The organism is Clostridium tyrobutyricum DSM 2637 = ATCC 25755 = JCM 11008 (assembly GCF_000359585.1).
Taxonomy (GTDB): Bacteria; Bacillota; Clostridia; order Clostridiales; family Clostridiaceae; genus Clostridium_B; species Clostridium_B tyrobutyricum.
On the sequence record NZ_APMH01000010.1, the window covers coordinates 16634 to 36310 of the forward strand.

General features: G+C 29.9%; 23 protein-coding genes. 17 read left to right on the plus strand and 6 right to left on the minus strand.

Annotation, left to right across the window (positions count from 1 at the left end; all coding sequences use genetic code 11):
* Window positions 1–23: 23 nt before the first annotated feature.
* A complete protein-coding gene (locus J418_RS0106170; protein WP_017752927.1) occupies window positions 24–569 on the minus strand; it encodes an HXXEE domain-containing protein in 546 nt (181 codons plus the stop codon).
* 550 nt (window positions 570–1119) lie between these two features.
* Between J418_RS0106170 and J418_RS0106180 the strand changes: the two genes are divergently transcribed.
* Window positions 1120–1851, plus strand: a complete 732-nt coding sequence (locus tag J418_RS0106180) for a hypothetical protein (RefSeq protein ID WP_017895110.1) — start codon at window positions 1120–1122, stop codon at window positions 1849–1851.
* A 28-nt stretch (window positions 1852–1879) separates the two neighbouring features.
* On the opposite strand, the gene J418_RS15880 is transcribed toward J418_RS0106180, so the two are convergent.
* The gene (locus J418_RS15880) at window positions 1880–2344 is read right to left on the minus strand and encodes a hypothetical protein (protein ID WP_017895111.1); all 465 of its coding nucleotides are present in this window, start codon (window positions 2342–2344) and stop codon (window positions 1880–1882) included.
* Window positions 2345–2729: 385 nt separating this feature from the next.
* Between J418_RS15880 and J418_RS0106190 the strand changes: the two genes are divergently transcribed.
* The 6 genes from J418_RS0106190 (at window position 2730) to J418_RS0106220 (ending at window position 8359) form a co-directional block, all read left to right on the plus strand.
* A complete protein-coding gene (locus J418_RS0106190; RefSeq protein ID WP_017752923.1) occupies window positions 2730–3050 on the plus strand; it encodes an ArsR/SmtB family transcription factor in 321 nt (106 codons plus the stop codon).
* A gap of 43 nt (window positions 3051–3093) precedes the next feature.
* A complete protein-coding gene (arsB, locus tag J418_RS0106195; protein WP_017752922.1) occupies window positions 3094–4134 on the plus strand; it encodes an ACR3 family arsenite efflux transporter in 1041 nt (346 codons plus the stop codon).
* 128 nt (window positions 4135–4262) lie between these two features.
* A complete protein-coding gene (locus tag J418_RS0106200) occupies window positions 4263–4619 on the plus strand; it encodes a low molecular weight phosphatase family protein (RefSeq protein WP_017895112.1) in 357 nt (118 codons plus the stop codon).
* Between the two features lie 56 nt (window positions 4620–4675).
* Window positions 4676–5044, plus strand: coding sequence for a BlaI/MecI/CopY family transcriptional regulator (locus J418_RS0106205; RefSeq protein ID WP_017895113.1), 369 nt, complete (start codon window positions 4676–4678; stop codon window positions 5042–5044).
* A 362-nt stretch (window positions 5045–5406) separates the two neighbouring features.
* Window positions 5407–5808: a hypothetical protein gene (locus tag J418_RS0106215; protein ID WP_235807033.1), complete on the plus strand. Its 402-nt coding sequence runs from the start codon at window positions 5407–5409 to the stop codon at window positions 5806–5808.
* Between the two features lie 184 nt (window positions 5809–5992).
* Window positions 5993–8359: a type IA DNA topoisomerase gene (locus J418_RS0106220; RefSeq protein ID WP_017895115.1), complete on the plus strand. Its 2367-nt coding sequence runs from the start codon at window positions 5993–5995 to the stop codon at window positions 8357–8359.
* Window positions 8360–8371: 12 nt separating this feature from the next.
* Here the strand turns inward: J418_RS0106220 and J418_RS0106225 are convergent, their stop codons facing one another.
* The gene (locus tag J418_RS0106225; protein WP_035123007.1) at window positions 8372–9250 is read right to left on the minus strand and encodes a LysR family transcriptional regulator; all 879 of its coding nucleotides are present in this window, start codon (window positions 9248–9250) and stop codon (window positions 8372–8374) included.
* Between the two features lie 138 nt (window positions 9251–9388).
* Here J418_RS0106225 and J418_RS0106230 point away from each other — a divergent pair, with 138 nt between their 5' ends.
* The 5 genes from J418_RS0106230 (at window position 9389) to J418_RS0106250 (ending at window position 13131) form a co-directional block, all read left to right on the plus strand.
* Window positions 9389–10270: a DMT family transporter gene (locus tag J418_RS0106230; RefSeq protein WP_017752915.1), complete on the plus strand. Its 882-nt coding sequence runs from the start codon at window positions 9389–9391 to the stop codon at window positions 10268–10270.
* A 93-nt stretch (window positions 10271–10363) separates the two neighbouring features.
* Window positions 10364–10576, plus strand: a complete 213-nt coding sequence (locus tag J418_RS0106235; protein WP_017895117.1) for a hypothetical protein — start codon at window positions 10364–10366, stop codon at window positions 10574–10576.
* Between the two features lie 66 nt (window positions 10577–10642).
* The gene (locus J418_RS0106240; protein WP_017895118.1) at window positions 10643–11119 is read left to right on the plus strand and encodes a PhzF family phenazine biosynthesis protein; all 477 of its coding nucleotides are present in this window, start codon (window positions 10643–10645) and stop codon (window positions 11117–11119) included.
* A 76-nt stretch (window positions 11120–11195) separates the two neighbouring features.
* Entirely contained in the window at window positions 11196–11783 is a 588-nt protein-coding gene (locus tag J418_RS0106245) for a nitroreductase family protein (protein ID WP_017895119.1), read from the plus strand.
* Window positions 11784–11889: 106 nt separating this feature from the next.
* The gene (locus J418_RS0106250) at window positions 11890–13131 is read left to right on the plus strand and encodes a hypothetical protein (protein WP_017895120.1); all 1242 of its coding nucleotides are present in this window, start codon (window positions 11890–11892) and stop codon (window positions 13129–13131) included.
* 180 nt (window positions 13132–13311) lie between these two features.
* Here the strand turns inward: J418_RS0106250 and gdhA are convergent, their stop codons facing one another.
* Complete coding sequence (gdhA, locus tag J418_RS0106255; protein ID WP_017752910.1) at window positions 13312–14658, minus strand: NADP-specific glutamate dehydrogenase; 1347 nt, start codon at window positions 14656–14658, stop codon at window positions 13312–13314.
* A 152-nt stretch (window positions 14659–14810) separates the two neighbouring features.
* Between gdhA and J418_RS0106260 the strand changes: the two genes are divergently transcribed.
* From J418_RS0106260 to J418_RS0106270, 3 genes are all read left to right on the plus strand, one after another.
* The gene (locus J418_RS0106260; RefSeq protein ID WP_017752909.1) at window positions 14811–15425 is read left to right on the plus strand and encodes a GNAT family N-acetyltransferase; all 615 of its coding nucleotides are present in this window, start codon (window positions 14811–14813) and stop codon (window positions 15423–15425) included.
* Between the two features lie 125 nt (window positions 15426–15550).
* A complete protein-coding gene (locus J418_RS0106265) occupies window positions 15551–16006 on the plus strand; it encodes an AraC family transcriptional regulator (protein WP_017752908.1) in 456 nt (151 codons plus the stop codon).
* Between the two features lie 97 nt (window positions 16007–16103).
* The gene (locus tag J418_RS0106270) at window positions 16104–16547 is read left to right on the plus strand and encodes a GNAT family N-acetyltransferase (protein WP_017752907.1); all 444 of its coding nucleotides are present in this window, start codon (window positions 16104–16106) and stop codon (window positions 16545–16547) included.
* A gap of 225 nt (window positions 16548–16772) precedes the next feature.
* Here J418_RS0106270 and J418_RS0106275 read toward each other — a convergent pair whose 3' ends face one another.
* Both J418_RS0106275 and J418_RS0106280 read right to left on the minus strand, forming a co-directional pair.
* Window positions 16773–16961 carry a hypothetical protein gene (locus J418_RS0106275; protein WP_017752906.1) on the minus strand — a complete coding sequence of 63 codons (189 nt, stop codon included), beginning with the start codon at window positions 16959–16961 and terminating at the stop codon, window positions 16773–16775.
* 385 nt (window positions 16962–17346) lie between these two features.
* Window positions 17347–18135 (minus strand): amidohydrolase family protein, encoded by a 789-nt coding sequence (locus J418_RS0106280; protein WP_017895121.1) that lies wholly within the window; start codon window positions 18133–18135, stop codon window positions 17347–17349.
* A 112-nt stretch (window positions 18136–18247) separates the two neighbouring features.
* Between J418_RS0106280 and J418_RS0106285 the strand changes: the two genes are divergently transcribed.
* Entirely contained in the window at window positions 18248–18574 is a 327-nt protein-coding gene (locus J418_RS0106285) for a winged helix-turn-helix transcriptional regulator (RefSeq protein WP_017895122.1), read from the plus strand.
* Window positions 18575–18645: 71 nt separating this feature from the next.
* Entirely contained in the window at window positions 18646–19599 is a 954-nt protein-coding gene (locus tag J418_RS0106290; RefSeq protein ID WP_017895123.1) for a MerR family transcriptional regulator, read from the plus strand.
* Window positions 19600–19677: the final 78 nt, after the last annotated feature.

Below are 19677 nucleotides of genomic sequence, written 5' to 3' on the forward strand. Positions count from 1 at the left end.
CGTCCAAATTTTTGTTTATACTATTATTCAAGGGAATACCTCTTTAATAGTTTACTGAAGTTTTTTATACCATCATGCAGTGAGATTAGTATGATAATACCAAATATAATTCCTGCAATACACGAGAGAAGCACTTTGGATAAATCATATTTTAAAAGTGATTTAGAAATATACATTATGTAAATACATACGGGCAAGAATAATGCAGAAGTTACTACACCGGGAACATAGTGTTTGAATTGTATGCATAAATAAAAATGTGCAAAGATTAAGTGAAATGTAAAAGCGAACAAAAATCCATACCAAATAAAATAGCTGTTAAAAGTACATGATAATATAGAAGCAACTGAAAGAATCACAAATATAATTTCCACTCCAATTGAAAATGCTGCAGTACTCCAATAGCCTGTATCATTTAAACCAAAGGGTTTCTTTTTCATCATAAAAGTGTCTTCCTTCAACTCCTTTTTAAATCTTTTACTCCATGCTTCAGCCATTATAATTTCTTCAAAGTCATGAATCATAAATAATATAGGCAGTAACCATATGATTGTTTTTATATTATACATAGAATCTCTCCTTTCAATATGACACACTTGTGTCACTTCATAATATAGAGTATAATAATTACAAATTGTTATGTCAATAGAAACGGCTTAAACGCTACATTTAAAGGCTATTTGTGACATCTTGTCGGGAGGGCTTTGGAATGTACTTTTAAAATGGATAAAGGAGGGTGCAGAAAAAACTCCAATGGAAATGGAATATATTATTATAGATGCAATTAGAAATGCAAATCTAAACATAATAATATAGGATGCAATGGATAAAATTTTATCTCATTTGAATTTTATGGCTACATTAAAAGCCATGGCACTTTTTTAGAAAAAAATCGACTATTGTATCAAAACATATTTATGAATTTTGATAAAGATTCCAGCATATAGTTGAATTTTCTATAAACAAATACTACTTGTATATTTGTAAGTGAAGTATGAGTATTAATGCTTGATATCTTTAATATTGATATCAAATATCTATTTTTTATATTATATAATATAGCACGCAAAGGTATATAATGTTATATGGAGTCAATTATAAAAAATGGAGGGATTATAAATGACTGATTTTAAAAATTATATATATGTAGCAAGCTGTGTTTTTACTAGAGAAAATCCAGCTTTAAGTGTAAAAATTCAAAATTATTTAAAAAAACGATTTCGCATGCAGATAATAAGATGTTGTGTTCCAAAGTACAAGCTTAATGAATTTACAGTTCAAATGCCAGAGTGGCTGCAACAGCGCTGGAGAGACACTCCTGATTTTAAAGGTTTTACTCCAGATAATAAAATGGTATATGTATGCCACAATTGTTCTGCTATTTTTCAGGAAACAATGCCTGAAATAAAAAGGGTTTCACTATGGGAGCTTATTTTAAGTGATCCAGAGTATCCTTTTCCCGACTACTTGCATGAGAAGATGACAGTACAGGATTGTTGGCGTTCTTATGATAATTTTTCAGAACAAAAAGCTGTACGTTCATTATTAAAGAAAATGAACATAGATATTGTAGAACAAGAAGAAAATTATGAAAAGACCAAGTTTTGTGGTATATCTTTGTATAAACCTGCCCCAGGGAGAAATTTGAAATTAGCCCCTAGGAGATTTGTAGAAAATGCAGATGGAAAGTTTATTCCACATACAAAAGAACAGCAGATACAATTGATGCGGGAACACTGTAAAAAAATCACTACGGATAAAGTTGTTGCATACTGCCACTATTGTGTTAAAGGACTTGAACTTGGAGAAAAACATGTAAAGCATCTGGCAAGTCTATTGTTTGATGTTTAAAATTTACGTTTAGAAATTTTATTTTAAGTTAGGCTGGTTCCTCTTTATTAGTAATATACCAAGTATCATTGGCTGCCTGTATAGTAAATTTAACAGGAACATCACAAGAACCGCTTATCGTTTTATTCTGTGAGTCTTTTATAGTGATTGAATAAATCATATTTTCATAAGTTGTACCATTTTTAGTTTCTTGAGATTTTTGCTTTAAATCAAGATTGATTTTAACAGGCTTTTTATATTGCTTATCATTTAATGAATATACCTTATATACATTTATATTATTAAAAACAGCTTCTGACATATGTTTGGATATTTCATTTGAATATCCACTTTGAGTTAAAAAAGATTCTTTTACAATGGTATATATCTCATTTCTATCTATATTGCTATTTTGAGTGTTTTTATTACATGAAGTAAAAACAAATGTAAAAATGAATATTGTTACAAATAGAATATACTTTTTATTTTTAATCAATATATCAAATCCTTTCAATACTCCATCAATTTTTTATACCTGCAATTCATATATAATTTGTGTTATGATTTATTTTTTAAGTTATACAACTTAATATAATATACTCTATATAAAAAGAATATCATAACTTGTATTTTTATTCTAAATTATGATTATAATTAAAAAGTAGATTATGAAAATATAATATTAATTTAAGATACTGTTTGAGTTCAAGAAAAGTATAGTTTTGTGGAATCATTAAATCTATAAATTTTAAATGTAATTAACAAATAAGATTACAATATATAGACTATTATAAATATAATAGTCTATTAATATATTTGTTTATATAATTGTATTGATATTGCATAGATAATCATCTATATTATATATAGATGATTATCTATATATAAGGGGCGATTTTATGAAATTAGATTACGAGTTATATGCAAAAATATTTAAATCATTATCTGATCAAAGTAGGCTAAAAATTATTGATATATTATCCTGTGGAGAGAAATGTGCCTGTGATTTACTAGAAGACTTTGATTTTACACAGCCTACCCTATCTCATCACATGAAAGTATTAATGGATTGTAAAATTGTTAAATGCAGAAAAGAAGGTATATGGAGTTATTATTCATTAGATAAAAATAGTACGGATAAATTAGAACTATTTTTAATGAATATTATAACAGATACAGAAGATTGTATTTGTAAAAATAGTAATCAGTGTGAAATATAAAATAAATTAATATAATTGAATTAAAAATATGGGGGAAGTATATATGAAAAATAAATTATCAGTACTTGATCGTTATTTAACATTATGGATATTCACTGCCATGTTTGCAGGGATTTTATTAGGATGGGGAGTACCAGAAATATCCCAAGTCTTGGCTAATCTATCTGTAGGCACTACATCTATACCTATAGCTGTTGGGCTTATTTTAATGATGTATCCACCACTTGCTAAAGTAAACTACAAAGAACTTGGAAAAGTATTTAAATCTCCAAGGGTATTATCACTATCACTTATTCAGAACTGGGTTATAGGGCCTATATTAATGTTTGTACTTGCAGTATTATTTTTACATGCATACCCAGCATACATGACAGGTCTTATTCTTATTGGTCTTGCTAGGTGCATTGCTATGGTTATTATATGGAATAGTCTTGCAGATGGTGATACGGAATATGCAGCTGCACTTGTAGCGTTCAATTCTATATTCCAGGTTATATTCTATTCTATATATGCCTATATATTTATAACTGTACTTCCAACCTGGTTTGGACTTACAGGTTATAGTGTGGATATTTCAATGGTAAAAATAGCCTCTTCCGTTGTAGTTTATCTTGGAATTCCTTTTGTATTTGGAATGTTAACAAGATTACTTCTTGAGCCTAAAATGGGTACAGAGTGGTACACAAAAAAGTTTATTCCTAAAATAAGCCCTCTGGCTTTGATAGCACTATTGTTTACTATTATTGTGATGTTTACTTTTAAGGGAAAATATATTATACAATTGCCATTAGATGTAATTAGAATTGCTATACCGCTTGTAATCTATTTTGTAGTTATGTTTTCAGTTTCATTTTTTATAAGCTATAGATCAAAGATAGATTATAAGAAAACAGCTACACTTTCATTTACTGCTGCAAGTAATAATTTTGAGCTTGCTATAGCTGTTGCTGTTGCTGTATTTGGTATAGAGTCAAAAGAAGCTTTTACAGCAGTGATAGGGCCCTTGATTGAAGTACCTGTAATGATAGGACTCGTAAATGTATCATTGCATTGGGGAAAGAGGTATTTTGCATTAAAGAAATAGAAAATTCCAATGGAATCTATATCAATCATGAAATATCAGTATAAAAGTAATATTAGAATTTAATACAGGAGGAACAAAATGAGACCAAAAGTGGCTTTTTATGTGTCCATAATTCGTGCAGATCACAGATGGCTGAAGCAATAGGAAGACTATATGGAAAAGATGTCTTTGATTCGTATTCAGCTGGTACTGAAACTAAATTTGAAATAAATAAAGATGCAGTTAGAACGATTAAGAAAGTATACAGTATTGACATAAATGCAGTTCAACATGTTAAGCTTATTAATGATTTACCTGAAATTGATATAGTAATAAAGATGGGATGTAATGTTGAATGTCCATTTTTGCCATCTAAATGTGAAGAAGATTGGGGACTTGAAGATCCTACGGGAAAAAGCGACGAGGAATTTATTAAAACAGCTGAAATAATTGAGGAAAAAGTAAAAAATCTAATAAAAAAAATAATAAGTAAAGAAATTAAATAAGTTTATTGACAATTACATTCTACACTTGTAGAATGTAATTACAGGAGGTGTTATTATTGTCAATTATAAAAATCCCTGAATCAGAACTGGAAATTATGAAGGCTATATGGTCAAGCCAAATTCCAGTATCTTCTAAGGAAATAGTTAAAATTATGGAAGATAGGAAAGGGTGGAAAATTACAACTGTTCTAACACTACTTTCACGCCTGACAAAGAAAAAATTTATAGATGCAAAGAGGGAAAAAAGGATTACCTATTACACGCCAATTGTAACAGAAGGTGAATATTTAGGATTTGAAACAAAGGATTTTTTCCAAAAGGTTCATGGAAATTCATTAAAAAGTTTTATTACCACACTTCATGATAATGATGATATTAGCGATGATGATCTAGATGAACTGGAAAAGTGGATTAAAAACAGATGATATCTATGTTGGAAATTTTTATAAAAGAGTTATTACATGCATCTTTAGTAGGAAGTTTGGGTATTATTGTCATTGTATTTTTGCAAAAAACTCTATTTAAAAGATATACTCATGCATTTTGTTACTATATATGGCTAGCTGTAGTAATAAGAATGATTGTACCTTTTAAAATTCCAATTTACTTATCTCAAGAAGTATATAAATTTTTTGGATAATTAAAGAAATCAGACATAAAAGAGAGAAAATTATACGCATTGACTCTCATTAATTCTCTAAGACTTAATAAAAATAATGCATTTCAAAATAATCTTACTATGGGATTCAATAGTAAGAAAAATATATTAAGAGGGAGACTGGAAAATATGCTGAATTTAAAAAAACGAAAAAAAGGTGTAACTATAGGTGCTCTGGCTGTGATATTAACGATAAGTTCAGTAATTAGTGTAAATGCTTTTGCTAAAAACAGTTCTAGTTCTGTAGATAGAACCAATACATCAATTAATAAAACTGTAAAAACTAATACACAAAATAATGTAAGAATTGTATATTCAGGTAAAACAAAAGATATGCCGCAAAAATATAAAAATATGTTTAATATTAAAGATTCTACAGAAGACAACACTAAATCAATAGTAATTACAGGTTTTAAAGAGTATACTTATTCAAATGCACCAGAATCTGCAAAGAAACAATATGAAGAAGCTTGTAAAAAATTAAATATAAAGCCAGATCCATCTCATGTTATATTTGCTCATGAAAAATAAAATTTTATTAGTATAATCTAGTATTTTCAACGGATATTATAGGTAATTGTGGATAATTATTGACGCAGTTACTTTTTTGTTTTAAACATAATTTTTATAGAAAACTATTGTAGACAGTTCAGCAATAGATGTAAACTAAATAATGCACAGTTATACGTTAGTACGGATTTAGAAAGGAATCAAAATGAAATTAATAATAGCGGAAAAACCAAGCCTGGCAATGAATGTTGTCAAGAGTATTGGCAATATGAATAAACATGACGGATACTTTGAAAACAGATATTATATTATAACTTTTGCATTTGGACATTTATTGCAGCTTTTCGATGTAGATGATTATTTTAATAGAGAAAAAACAAGATGGAGTTTAGAGGAACTGCCTTTCATCCCGGAAAGCTTTAGATTCAAGCTTAGAGATGATGGTGGAGTAAGAAAACAGTATGAAATTATAAGATCCTTGATTAAAAGAGACGATATATCCGAGATTGTAAATTGTGGTGATGCTGATCGCGAGGGGGAAGTAATTATAAACAATATAATTACTAGAATTTTTCATCAGGAAAATATAAAAAAGCCTGTAAAGAGATTATGGCTGCCTGAACAGACAACTCAAACTATACGCAATGAATTGAGAAATTTAAAAGATGACGAAGAGTATAAAAATCTGTACCATGAAGGCCTTGCAAGAACTTATCTTGATTGGACATATGGAATAAATCTAACCAGGTATTTAAGTATAAAATCCAAATCCTTTTTACCTGTAGGGCGTGTTCTGATACCTATAGTAAAGTTTGTCTATGATAGAGACAAAGCAATAGAGAATTTCAAGCCGGAAACTTATTTTGAAATAGGTGCAATTATAAACAAAAACAACTTACAGATAAAGGCAAAACTAAAAGACAGGCATTTTTCAGCAGATGAAAGGAACAAGGCAGATGCCCTGTTAAATAGTTTGAAGGATAAAAAAGCTGTAGTTAGTAAAGTTAAAAAGAGAACAGTTAAAAGGCAGCCTCCTAAATTATTTTCCCTTGATACTATCCAAAATAAAATGTTCAGACAGTATAAAATGGCACTGGATGATACTTTGAAGCATTTGCAAAAATTATATGAAGGCGGATATACGACTTATCCAAGAACCAATACTGAATATCTTGCAGATACGGAAAAGGGAAAAATAAAGCAGGTAATTGCAGCGGTAAAAGAAAAATTTAATGTGGATATAGGTTTTAAAGATAAGAAATCCATATTCAACAGCAGCAAGGTTGAAAGCCATAGTGCAATTACTCCTACAATTAAAATTCCAGATGAGGGACATTTAAGTGAAGGCGAAAGGAAGGTCTATAATTCAATAAAGAATAGATTTATAAGCAATTTTTTAAATGAGGAAACGATAATTGAGGAAACTAGGGTGCTTATAAAAATAGGTGATGAATCCATAGAACTTAAAGGCAATGTTATAAAGCAGCAGGGATTTTTAAAGTATGAAAAATTGAAAAAGGATAATGAACTTCCTGAATTTATTGAAGGCGAGGAGCTTGATACAAAACTTTCAGTAGATGAAAAACAAACCCAAAAACCTAAAAATGTTACGGAATCCGAGCTCAATAATTTTCTTAAAAATCCTTTCAAGAAAAAGGAAGTTGAAGAACTGAAAAATAGCAATGATGACGATGAATACAAGGCTATTTTGGAAGGCTGCGAGATAGGTACTGTTGCAACAAGGTCGGGAATTATAAAAAATGCCAAACGCTATGAGTACATAAAAGAAATTAAATCACATTTGGAATGTGAGGAAAAAGGCATAAAATTAATAGAGGCTCTTGAAAAGCTGAAAATTAATCTGGATAAGGAAAAAACCGTTGAGTTTGGAAAGCAACTTAAAAATGTATATAAGGGCAATATAGAAATCAATAATATAGTAGATGAAGTTAAAGATGAATTGAATAATATAATTGCCAATGGAAGTAGTATTCAAATCGATAGAATATACAGTCAAAAAAATAATAAAAAATTCAAAAGCCTTGGCGTTTGTCCAGTATGTAATAAAGGGAAGATAATAGTGGGCAGAACAGGGTATGGGTGCAGCAGATGGAAGGAAGACTGTAAATTTTTTATAGCCAAAACCATAGCGGGAAAAACCATAAGTGAGTCTACAGCAAAAAAGCTTATAAAGAATGGGAAAACCAATATTATAAAAGGTTTTAAAAACAGAGCTGGAAAAAGTTTTGATTCAGTGCTTGTTATTAAAGAAGGAAAAGTTGTCTTTGATTTTAGCCTGGAAAATAGAAGCTTGGGGAAATGCCCGATATGTGGAGAAGGAGAAATTACCTCCAATAAATCAGGATATGGATGCAGCAGGTGGAAAGAGGGCTGCAAGTTCTTTATAGGTAAGTGTATAGCAGGAAAAAACATAACTGAATCAATGGCCAAAAAACTTGTAAAAGATAAAAAAACCAATCTTATAAAAGGATTCAAGAGCAGGGCAGGCAAAAAATTTGATGCTGCATTGATAATTGATAAAGATGGAAAAATTGTTTTCATGTTTGAATAAAATATTTTCCATCTATATAGTTCTTTTCTGTAATCTATTGACAATATAATCAATAAAATATTTAACGGCAAGGGATGGCTTTTCCTTGCATTTTAAAGCAATTTCCATTGTACGATAGAAAGTTGGATTGGTTTCCTTGGCTAATATTTCATAAGGGCTTCTTGTAAGGACGAGTTCAGATAATATACTTATCCCAAGGTCATTTTCAACCATGGACATTATAGTATAGTCGTCTTTGGCAATATAATGGATGTTGGGAGTTATGTTGTTGTCTTCAAAAATGTGTAAAATAATATTACTGTTGCCTGTTTCCAGTAAAATAAAAGGTTCGCTGGCAAGTGCCTGAATTGGAAAAAATTTTTCATGGGCATATTTATGATTCTTTGGGATTACCACTTTCAATTTATCATTTTTGAGAAAAATTGTTTTAAAGTTCTTTTTATGAGGCGGACATGTAGAACCAAAATCAACAACGCCATTTGCTATCCACGTTTCTATTTCATTATAATCGCCCTGTAGTAATTCAAATTTGATATTTGGGTATATAATTTTAAATTCTTTTATAAGAGGTGGCAGCCAATGGCAGGACACGCTTGAAAAAGTACCAATTCTGATTAGCCCCGTTTTCATGTTCAAAAGTTCAAAAATCTTCTCAGAAAGTTTATGATGGCTGTTACTGATATTTCTAAGATAGGGAAGTAACTGTTCGCCTTCTGCAGTTAGCCAGACTCCTGAATGAGTCCTGTTTAGAAGCGATATACCAAGTTCCTTTTCTAAAGAGCTAATTATCTGACTTACAGCAGATTGTGTATAGTTAAAATATCCGGCAGCTTTTGTTAAATTACCCAATTCAATAACCTTCATAAGAACCTCATATCTTGAAATACGCATGTTTGTCAGCCCTTTCGTGCATTAGAAAATCTAATGTTAAATATAACAAAAGTTTGTTTTACTTATATAATACGTGATTATATAATAGATTTATAGAAAAGACAAGCATTATAATTTATAAAATATGAGGTTAATATTATGACACAGAAAAGAGCAAATCTATTACTTCTAACTGTTTCTATGGCATGGGGAACTTCCTATTTGCTTATGAAAATGGGACTTGGGGACATAGGTCCTTTCAATTTAATTGCACTCAGATTTGGACTTGCATTTTTCGTAACATTCGTTCTTCTTTTTAAAAGAGTTAAAGATGTAAATATGAAAATAATTGTCCATAGTGCAATAATAGGACTTATATTGTTTTGTATATTTACAAGTATTTTGCTGGGACTTAAAGCAACAACAGCTTCCTCAGCAGGTTTCCTGGTAGGTACTACAGTAGTATTTGTACCTTTAATGCAGGTCTTTATAAATCACAAATTGCCTCAAATAAAAACAATACTGGGTATTTGTGTAGTACTTGCAGGTATAGGATTTCTAACTTTGAAAAATGGATTTGAGATGGATTTTGGATCAGTATTATGTTTACTGGGTGCAGTTTTTAATGCAATATATATTATAACAACAAAGCATTTTGTTAAATCAGGGAATACATTGCAATTGGGAGTTTTTCAGTTGGGATTTGCCTCATTATTTGGAATTCTGTTTTCATTTATTTTTGAAATTCCCAAATTACCTGATACTCGAAATGGATGGATAGCAGTTTTAGGGCTTGCTGTAATATGCAGTGCTTATGGTTTTGTAGTACAACCTATAGCACAAAAATATACTACCCCGGAAAGTACCAGCTTTTCATTTGCATTGGAGCCAATATTTTCAGCTGTTTTTGCTTCTTTATTTTTACATGAGGTACTCGGCATTCAGGAGTATTTTGGAGGTGCACTTATACTGATGAGTTTGTTTATTTCTTCCCAAGGTAAAGCTAATGTTTCTAATAGATTACATGTTAAGACAAGATAGGGGCAGTAAACTATAAATTTTGAAAAGGCACAATAAATAATTTAATTATTTATTTACAGTATTTTGAATTCAAGGCATGGTGCAAAACAGTATTTGATTTTTGCTGCTGCAAGTGAAAAAATGCTTGCAAGCTATTCTTATAGAGAATTGGAAAAGCTATTGGATGATAATAATTTCTTAATTTATGAACATTTGATACCTGATGAAATAACAGACCAGTATTTCAAAAAATATAATCAAGCAAATCCAGAATATCCAATAACAGCTTTTGATAATGTGAATTATTGTTTGGCGGTTAAACAATAAAGACAAAATTAATAATTATAGATATAATTTTTATATAATGAATCTTATCTGAAGGGGAGATAAAGTATGAAATATTATGTCGTTGACGCTTTTGCTGATGAGGTATTCAAAGGAAATCCAGCAGGTGTATGTGTTTTAGACGATCCGATAGATGATAATACAATGCAAAAAATTGCAGCATATTTATCCAGAGATTTATTTGTGGTGCTAGAAACAGAAAAACAATTGAAAGAATTAACTCCAAACTTTTCAAAGATGATAAAACTAAAAGATGGATTGGGAGTTATTGTTACAGCCAGGGGTACTGATGTGGATTTTGTATCTCGCTGCTTTTATCCAAAACTTGGTGTAAATGAAGATCCTGTAACAGGTTCGGCACATAGCAATTTAATACCATTTTGGTCGCAGAGACTAAACAAAGATGTAATGGTAGCCAGACAGTTGTCATCACGTGGAGGAACATTATACTGTAAACTAGCTGGAGATAGAGTAAAAATAAGTGGAAAAGCTGTGCCTTATATGATTGGAAATATTAATATATGATAATTTATAATAGTAAGTAAAAATTAAGTAACTACAAAGTTGCTTGATTTTATTCTGAATATTGGGAGTTGATCTTATGAAAAATAAAACATTGGAAATTATTAGTAAACGAAGAAGTATACGAAAATATAAAAAAGAACAGATTTCAGATGAAAAACTTTCTCTAATTGTTGAAGCCGGGCGTCTTGCTCCAAGTGGTGGAAATAATCAAACAAGTCATTTTATTGTAATACAGAATAGAGAAACTTTGGAAGAATTAAAATCCGTGGTAGAAAGAGAATTTGCCAAAATGGAGATTAAAGAAGATACTTACAAGAGTATAAAAAATTCAATTTTAGCATCAAAAAAAGGCGGGTACAACTTTACATATGATGCTCCAACATTAATTGTGGCTGCAAATCAAAAAGAATATGGCAATGCAATGGCAGATTGTTCAGTTGCTTTGGAGAATATGATGCTGGCAGCAGTGTCACTGGATATAGGTTCTTGTTGGATAAATCAGCTTCACTGGCTGGATGACAATAAATATGTCCGTGAATATATGCTGAAGCTGGGGCTAAGTAAAGATGAAACAATTTGTGGGGGACTTGCACTTGGTTACCCTCAAATGTCACAAATGGCACCTCTTAAGAGAACAGGAAATACTGTTACTTATGTCAAGTAATAAGTATATTGCTTTCAACAATTAAGACCATATAATGGAATTTAACACCATTATGTGGTCTATATGGGTATAATTTTATGGAGATATTTTGATTAGGGGGTTAACTTTGAATATATTAAAAAAGGACAATAGATTTTACCTGATTTCAATGTTATCAGCATTGGTATTGTGTGTTTTATGGGTTGTATTTGTTAAAACTGTGCCTTATTCGGATTTTAACTATTATTATGATTTGGCAAAAAAAATTGCAGATGGTGGAAGTTTTGGAGATACATATACTAGTGTAGGCTATTCCATTATACTGGGATTTATATTTAGTATCTTTGGAAAAAGCATTATTGTAGGTGAAATATTCAATTTAATTCTCACTGCTATAATCTATTTATTAATGTACAATTTACTAAAAAAAATCAATTTAAGTGAAACCAGGAAGAAAATAATTTTTACAATTTTTATATTTTTCCCTACAAATATTTTTTACAACAGTATCATTGGAGTTGAAATACTTTTTACTATGCTGCTGCTTCTAATTACAAACATATACTTTTCAAATAACAAATTTAAATATGTTTTTATAGGTATTTTGGCAGGGGTGGAAAATATGATAAAACCATTTTTTATTGTGTTTTTCTTTGCTCTGTTTTTAGTGGAAATAATTATTGATAAAAAATTGTTGAAACCAATGGTAAATTCTCTTATAGTTCTCATACTTACATGTGTTGTTACAGCTCCCATGGTGTATAGGAATACCAAGCTTGTAGGACAATTTACTTATGTGTCGAATAATAATGGCATAGTTTTGTATATAAACAATAATTCTCAAAATACAAAGGGAAGGTGGATGGCAGCAGCAGATGTTGAAAATTCCATAGTTTCAACTAACAAATATAAAGAAGCCAATATGACTCAGAAAAACAAGATGCTTTCAGCTGCAGCTAAAAAATGGATAAAGAATCATCCAAAACAATTTTTGATATTAGGATTCAAAAGGCTTTTCAATACATATTTTGTAGGGGATGACATACTTTTTACCTACAATCAGGCAGGGCTTGACAATGCTATTCAAATTATACTTTTGATTTATACGAATATAGTAAGAAATATAATATTTGTGCCTGGAATAATTGCAATTATATTATTTAGTATAAAAGTGATAAAAATGCTTTTAAACAGAAAAGGAAATGAAATTGATAGATTTAGTTTATATGCAGTTGTGATCTTTTATATGTTTACATCAATGTATTTTATAACGGAGGGACAAGGAAGATATGCTTTTCCATTTATATTTATAGTTATATACTTCTTTTGCAGCTGGAGAAATACTTTAAAAATACGAGCTAAACATTAATATTGCTTTGATAATTAATTCTTTTAATTTTAAATTTAGTTTGGAATCTCCAAAGCACTTTTGACTGCTATGCTTTGGGGATTCTTTTTTATTCATACAAATCTTATAAGAAATATGATATTCTTCATTGGAATACAAATACTTATTATTTTTGAAGCTATAAAGATTTATACATTAAGACTATACAAGCCCTTGTGATCTCATTGCTTCTGCTACCTTGATAAATCCTGCTATATTCGCTCCACTTAAATAGTCATTACCAAGTCCGTACGCATGTGCTGTTTCAGCGGATTTCTTGAATATATTCTGCATGATTTCTTTTAATTTATCATCTACTTCTTTAGATGACCAGCTTAATCTCATGCTATTCTGGCTCATTTCTAATGCAGAAACTGCAACACCACCGGCATTGGCAGCTTTTGCAGGCCCATATAACAAATTATTTTGTTTATAGATTTGAATAGCTTCTGGAGTACTTGGCATGTTTGCTCCTTCGGCTACTAATTTAACACCATTGTCAGTGATTTTACGAGCTTCTTTTTCACCAATTTCATTTTGTGTTGCACAAGGTAGAGCTATATCATATTTTAAATCCAGGTTCCAAACGGAGCCTTCATGATATTTTGCACCTTTAACTCGCTCAGCATACTCTTTTATTCTCCCTCGTTCAACCTCTTTAATTTGTTTTACAACGGAAAGATCAATACCATTTGTATCAACTATGTATCCATTTGAATCTGAAACAGCTAATACAGTTCCTCCTAATTCATGAACCTTTTCAACAGCATAGATGGCAACATTTCCTGATCCTGAAATTACAACTTTTTTATTTTTAAAAGAGTCATTTAAGGTATTTAGCATTTCTTCTGTATAATATATCAAACCAAATCCTGTAGCTTCCGGACGAATTAAAGAACCGCCGTAGCTTATTCCCTTACCAGTCAATACACCTGCCTGATAGCCTTTTAAACGTTTGTATTGTCCGTACATATAACCTATTTCTCGACCACCTACACCAATGTCACCAGCAGGTACATCTAAATCCGGGCCAATATACTTTGATAATTCTGTCATAAAACTTTGACAAAATCTCATAATTTCATTATCTGATTTACCTTTGGGGTTGAAATCGCTTCCACCTTTGCCTCCACCAATTGGAAGTCCAGTTAAGCTATTTTTGAATATTTGCTCAAATCCCAAAAACTTAATAATACTAAGGTTTACTGTTGGATGGAATCTAAGCCCACCTTTATATGGGCCGATAGCTGAATTGAATTGTACTCTAAAACCTCTATTTATCTGATATTGACCTTTATCATCAATCCATGGCACTCGAAATTGAATTGCACGTTCAGGTTCTATAATACGTTCCAATATATTCTCATGAATATACTCTGGATGCTTGTCTAAAACGGGCTCCATAGTATTTAAAAAGTTTTGAACAGCTTCTTTAAACTCTGGTTGATAAGGATCTCTATTATTGATTTTTTCTAAAATACTTTTAATGTATATTTTAGTTTCTTCCATATTGTTTAACATCCCTTCTTGAATTTTTTAGTCCTAAATCAATAAATATAGATGCATTACTTGCATCATTTTATTAAATGAACTCAACTTATATGTTATATTAAAATTAATGGAATTACAATAATTTAATTTTTATAAGGAGAATTAGACTTATGCAAATCAAATATTTTTTAAAAGAAGGTAAAATAATGACAAATATTACAATACGTATGGCAACTAAGGCAGATGCAAAAGAAATTTTGGATATATATGTACCTTATGTGAATAATACTGCAATCTCTTTTGAATATGATGTTCCATCTGTTGAAGAATTTACTGATAGAATTATTAATATATCAAAACAGTATCCCTACATAGTAGCTATAGACAGTAATCGAATTATTGGTTATGCATATGCTTCGTCATTTAACAAGCGAGTTGCATATGATTGGGCTGTTGAAACTACTATATATTTGAGGCAGAATTGTCGAGGTAAAGGTATAGGAAGAAAATTGTATTTAGCTTTGGAGGAAATATTAAAGAGACAAAATATCCTTAACTTGAATGCATGTATAGCATATACATCTACTGAGAATGCATATCTGACTAATACAAGTATGTATTTTCATGAGCATTTAGGATATAAAAAAATTGGACATTTTACAAAATGCGGATATAAGTTTGGAAGTTGGTATGATATGATTTGGATGGAGAAAATTATTGGAGAGCATTCTGAAACCCCAAAATCAGTTATCCCAATATCAGAATGGCATGAATTACAATTATAAATTAAAGTTGATTTGATTCACAATGTTAGAATTTAGCCATTTAAAAAAATAAGTTGAAATACATTTTAAATCATTATATGATGAATTCAGGCATCGATGTACTATATTTAAAAAGAAGGTAAGTTATGAATACTAATATTGAAATGATACCATCATATAAAGTTGCTTATATACGGAGAACAGGACCTTATGGTTCAGAGAATGTACAGATAATGGAACAATTAAAAAATTGGGCTAGAGAAAAGAACTTATTAAATGAAAGTTCAATCATATTAGGAATAACCCAAGATAACCCTCAATTCACAGAACCTAAAGATTGTCGTTATGATGTATGTTTAGTTATTTTAGATGAATTTAAGAATGATAATAAATACATTAATTTTGGAGAAACCATTGGTGGAAAATACTGCGTATTTAAAATAAGTCATACGGCAGCTGCTGTGCAAAAAGCATGGAAGGAGATATTTGCAGAGTTATCGAAAAGGAATTATGAAATTGATGATAGAAGATCTATTGTTGAACGCTATGCAATGCGGATGATAGATAAACATTACTGTGAAATTTGTGTACCAATATTATAAAAAATATTAAGATAAATAATAATTTGCAGGATAATTTTGAATTGTGGATTATTTATATTTTATGATAAAACATAGATCAATATTAGGAGGAAAAGAAATGGATGTCGTATATAAGAAAATCAGTGAGGATATGCTAGATGAAATTATAGAATTATTTGTAGAAACTTTCAATTCACAACCCTGGAACGACAATTGGACGGTTCAAACATCTTCTAAAAGATTATGCCCTATTATTTTTACAGAAGGATTTTTTGGATTAAGTGCATATCAAGATAATAAAATATGTGGCTTTACTATGGGATTTTTTGAACAATATTGTGATGAAAAAGAGTTTATAATCAAAGAATTTGCCATTAGAAATATGGGTAGAGGTCGGGGACTTGGTTCTCAGCTACTTATGGAATTTGAGAAAAGATTAAGGGAAATGGGTGTAAAAAAAATAATCCTGCTTACATTAAAAGGAAATTTAACAGAACATTTTTATGAAAAGAATGGTTTCAAAACCAATACCAAAATGGCATTTATGAATAAAACTATTTAGATAATAATCAGATAACGGGTTGATTTTACAGAGAGCTTTTGATTAGTTGGAGAGATCATAATCACGAAGCTGATAAATTTCAATTCGTAGAGTTCAAGTAACATAATTTTGTCTTTAATTAAGTCGTAAAAACGATGATTTAGAAAATATAGTATATAAGATTTTCATGATTTAGATAATGAAGCTGATCTGAAGAACTGTTTTACTGTCAGGCAATAGATAAAATTATAAATGCTTCATTTTGGCAATCCATGTATTTTTTATTGCTGTTTTTTGTTCTATTACTATAGCGACCCCTATTATGTTAGATAGATGTTTTTTATATTTATAAACTTCATTCCCCCATTCACCTAAGGACTTTAAAGCAACTATGAGTTTTACATGTATTATAATTACGATTGTTGATCTTCTCACTGTGATGATTTATCTCTTAGTATCACTGAACTCATATATCTTTTAATCTGTTTTTTATAATTTCTAGTTCAATATAGTTGGATTTCAAAAGAGCTTCTGTAAGTTTTACTCCCAATTTTCCAGCAATATGGTCATAACAATTTTATGTAATACTTGGGATATAGCAGATGCCAAAAGCTATGGATTTAATGTATCATGTATAAATCGTTTCAATAGTAAAAAGAAGCATTGACTTTTACACCAGATATTGAGTTGAAATCTTTAACTGAATTACCCAAGGTTCTATAAATACCCAGTTGTTTTAGGGACTGAAAAAGTCAGTTATTTTTAGTTCCTAATTTTTATTATTTCATGCATTGTTTATATTTTAAAATAAATCCGATAATCAAATTTCAAGCAATTGAGCCATATTTTCTCCTAATACTGCCCTAGCAACAGATTGAGATTCGGAAACTTTTAATATGGCCTCTATAGACAATGCAAGGTCACCAAAAGGTCTATCTACTCCAAAAATACATTTTTCAGGCAATTCATTAATTACAGTTTTTAAAACAAATGTAGAATAGTAAGCGGAGGTATCAAGAAATAAATTAGGAGTTTCTCTTACAATGTCCATTGTTTCAAGCCAGTTAATTCCACCTAAATGTCCTAGAATAACAGGTGTAGCAGGATATCTACATGCAAAATTAGATATTTCTCTGATATCCTTCAATGTAAGTGGGAAAAAAGCATGTATCCAAATTGGAAGATTTCCAAATTCACTTGAAGCTTTGAAAATATTTTTTAGAAGATGAACTTGACCACTTCCTAGAGTAAATTCACCCATTCCAACCAAGTGATTTTTTTGAATATTATTGTTGATGTACTGTTCTGTAGTATTTAAATCTAAATTTGGCGGAACAGCACCGAATCCAACATAATGACTTGGATATTGATTAATAGCTTTTACCAATTCTTCAATTGATTTTTTACGTATTTCTGTCATATTTCCTTTTTTACCAGCAAGCAAATCCTGAAGATACTGCATTGAAGTCTTAACCTCTTGTGCATTTGCAGCCATTTCAGGGTGAAAGGAGGTAGAAAATAATACTGTTTTGTCTACACCACAATTGTTCATGTCTTTTATATGTTCTTCGACAGGTAAAGTAAGGTGTGAATGTCCATCAATAATCATAAATATCATTCCTTTATTAATTTATTTTTACTATAATCAATTATATATAATATAAATAAAATTAATAGTATGCACTTTTTTGTGATATACTTTCGAAAAGGAGAGTAATTATATGAAAGAGAAACTTTGCTATGTAGGAAATAGAGAACCATTTGAATATACTTTGTCCATTATAAGTGAAAAATGGAAATTGAAAATAATTTACTTTCTTGTATGTATGGGCACTGTAAGATACGGTGCCCTTAAAAAGAATATTGATGGAATAACTCACAAGATGTTGAGTTCGCAGCTAAAAGAATTACAAAATAAAGATATTATACTAAGAAAACAATATATGGAAATGCCTCCAAAGGTAGAATATTCTCTTAGTAAAAAGGGAGAAAGTCTTATTCCTATTGTAAAGGCGATGTGCAAATGGGGAGAAGAACATAATACTTGACTTGCACCCTACAGACACCCTTATACTTAAATTATAGGTTGGCTAACTTGTTAATTTTGGAGGTGTTGTTTGTGAATATTAAAATTGCAGCTGAGAAAACTGGATTGACCAAAAAAGCTATAAAGTATTATGAATGTGAAGGATTAATCAATCCTTCAAAAAATAGTTCTAATAATTATAGAGAGTATACAGATACTGACATTGTAAAACTTAATTTGATTGGTGCATTGAGAGTTATAGATATACCAGTAAGTGAAATAAAATGCTTGATAGAGGGCAATAAGAGTCTCCCAGATATTATGAAGAATACACTGAATAAGATAACGGAGAATATTAGCAATTTAGAAAAAAGCAGACTTATTATTAGCAATATCCTTAACAAGAATCTAGAAGATTATAGTACGATTGGTGAACAAGTAAGAAAATTAAGAGAGACTTTGGAATTTTCCATATCTGAAAAGAAAGAATTTATTTCTACTAGATTGCTGAAAATTTTCCCCGGAAACTTTGGAAAGATTTTTGTGAATTCATATGAGCCTTTTTTAAATATTACTGTAGATAGTGACGAAAAAAAAGATGCATGGGTGAAACTTGTTGAGTTTTTGGATGATTTAAATGAGATTGATAACACCCAACCATTTATAAAACTTATGAACAGTATAGATGTCAATAAAATAGAAGAATATAGACAAAAATCTAAAGAAGATATATTGGAAAATTTCAATAATAATATTTTTATTGAAAAAATTAAAAAACAATATGTAGAATTTATAAGATTTATGAATAAAGATAAGGAAAAGAAAAAAATATTTGCTAAATCAGTATCTCAAACAATGGATATGTTTAACGGTCTTGGAGTAGATGAGAATATCTTTGATGAATACTTAGAAATACTAAATGAAGATTATAAACAATATAGACAGATAGGTAAAAAATTTATGAGTGAGATAGATGAAGAGCTAAAAAAAGAGTTTGGATTTACAGCAAAGGAGTTTTTCGAAAATCTGAAAACTACAGAAAATTAAAATGACAAATAGGGATTACAAGGCTAATCCCTATGAAATTAATCTTCAAATTTGAACAACTCTTCAACAGTAGTATTG

Excerpts from the sequence above, each read along its gene's own strand:
- J418_RS0106170 (WP_017752927.1), bottom strand. The coding sequence starts at position 569 with ATGTATAATATAAAAACAATCATATGGTTACTGCCTATATTATTTATG.
- J418_RS0106180 (WP_017895110.1), top strand. The coding sequence starts at position 1,120 with ATGACTGATTTTAAAAATTATATATATGTAGCAAGCTGTGTTTTTACT.
- J418_RS0106190 (WP_017752923.1), top strand. The coding sequence starts at position 2,730 with ATGAAATTAGATTACGAGTTATATGCAAAAATATTTAAATCATTATCT.
- arsB (WP_017752922.1), top strand. The coding sequence starts at position 3,094 with ATGAAAAATAAATTATCAGTACTTGATCGTTATTTAACATTATGGATA.
- J418_RS0106200 (WP_017895112.1), top strand. The coding sequence starts at position 4,263 with ATGGCTGAAGCAATAGGAAGACTATATGGAAAAGATGTCTTTGATTCG.
- J418_RS0106215 (WP_235807033.1), top strand. The coding sequence starts at position 5,407 with ATGCTGAATTTAAAAAAACGAAAAAAAGGTGTAACTATAGGTGCTCTG.
- J418_RS0106220 (WP_017895115.1), top strand. The coding sequence starts at position 5,993 with ATGAAATTAATAATAGCGGAAAAACCAAGCCTGGCAATGAATGTTGTC.
- J418_RS0106225 (WP_035123007.1), bottom strand. The coding sequence starts at position 9,250 with ATGCGTATTTCAAGATATGAGGTTCTTATGAAGGTTATTGAATTGGGT.
- J418_RS0106230 (WP_017752915.1), top strand. The coding sequence starts at position 9,389 with ATGACACAGAAAAGAGCAAATCTATTACTTCTAACTGTTTCTATGGCA.
- J418_RS0106240 (WP_017895118.1), top strand. The coding sequence starts at position 10,643 with ATGAAATATTATGTCGTTGACGCTTTTGCTGATGAGGTATTCAAAGGA.
- J418_RS0106245 (WP_017895119.1), top strand. The coding sequence starts at position 11,196 with ATGAAAAATAAAACATTGGAAATTATTAGTAAACGAAGAAGTATACGA.
- gdhA (WP_017752910.1), bottom strand. The coding sequence starts at position 14,658 with ATGGAAGAAACTAAAATATACATTAAAAGTATTTTAGAAAAAATCAAT.
- J418_RS0106260 (WP_017752909.1), top strand. The coding sequence starts at position 14,811 with ATGCAAATCAAATATTTTTTAAAAGAAGGTAAAATAATGACAAATATT.
- J418_RS0106265 (WP_017752908.1), top strand. The coding sequence starts at position 15,551 with ATGAATACTAATATTGAAATGATACCATCATATAAAGTTGCTTATATA.
- J418_RS0106270 (WP_017752907.1), top strand. The coding sequence starts at position 16,104 with ATGGATGTCGTATATAAGAAAATCAGTGAGGATATGCTAGATGAAATT.
- J418_RS0106280 (WP_017895121.1), bottom strand. The coding sequence starts at position 18,135 with ATGATTATTGATGGACATTCACACCTTACTTTACCTGTCGAAGAACAT.
- J418_RS0106285 (WP_017895122.1), top strand. The coding sequence starts at position 18,248 with ATGAAAGAGAAACTTTGCTATGTAGGAAATAGAGAACCATTTGAATAT.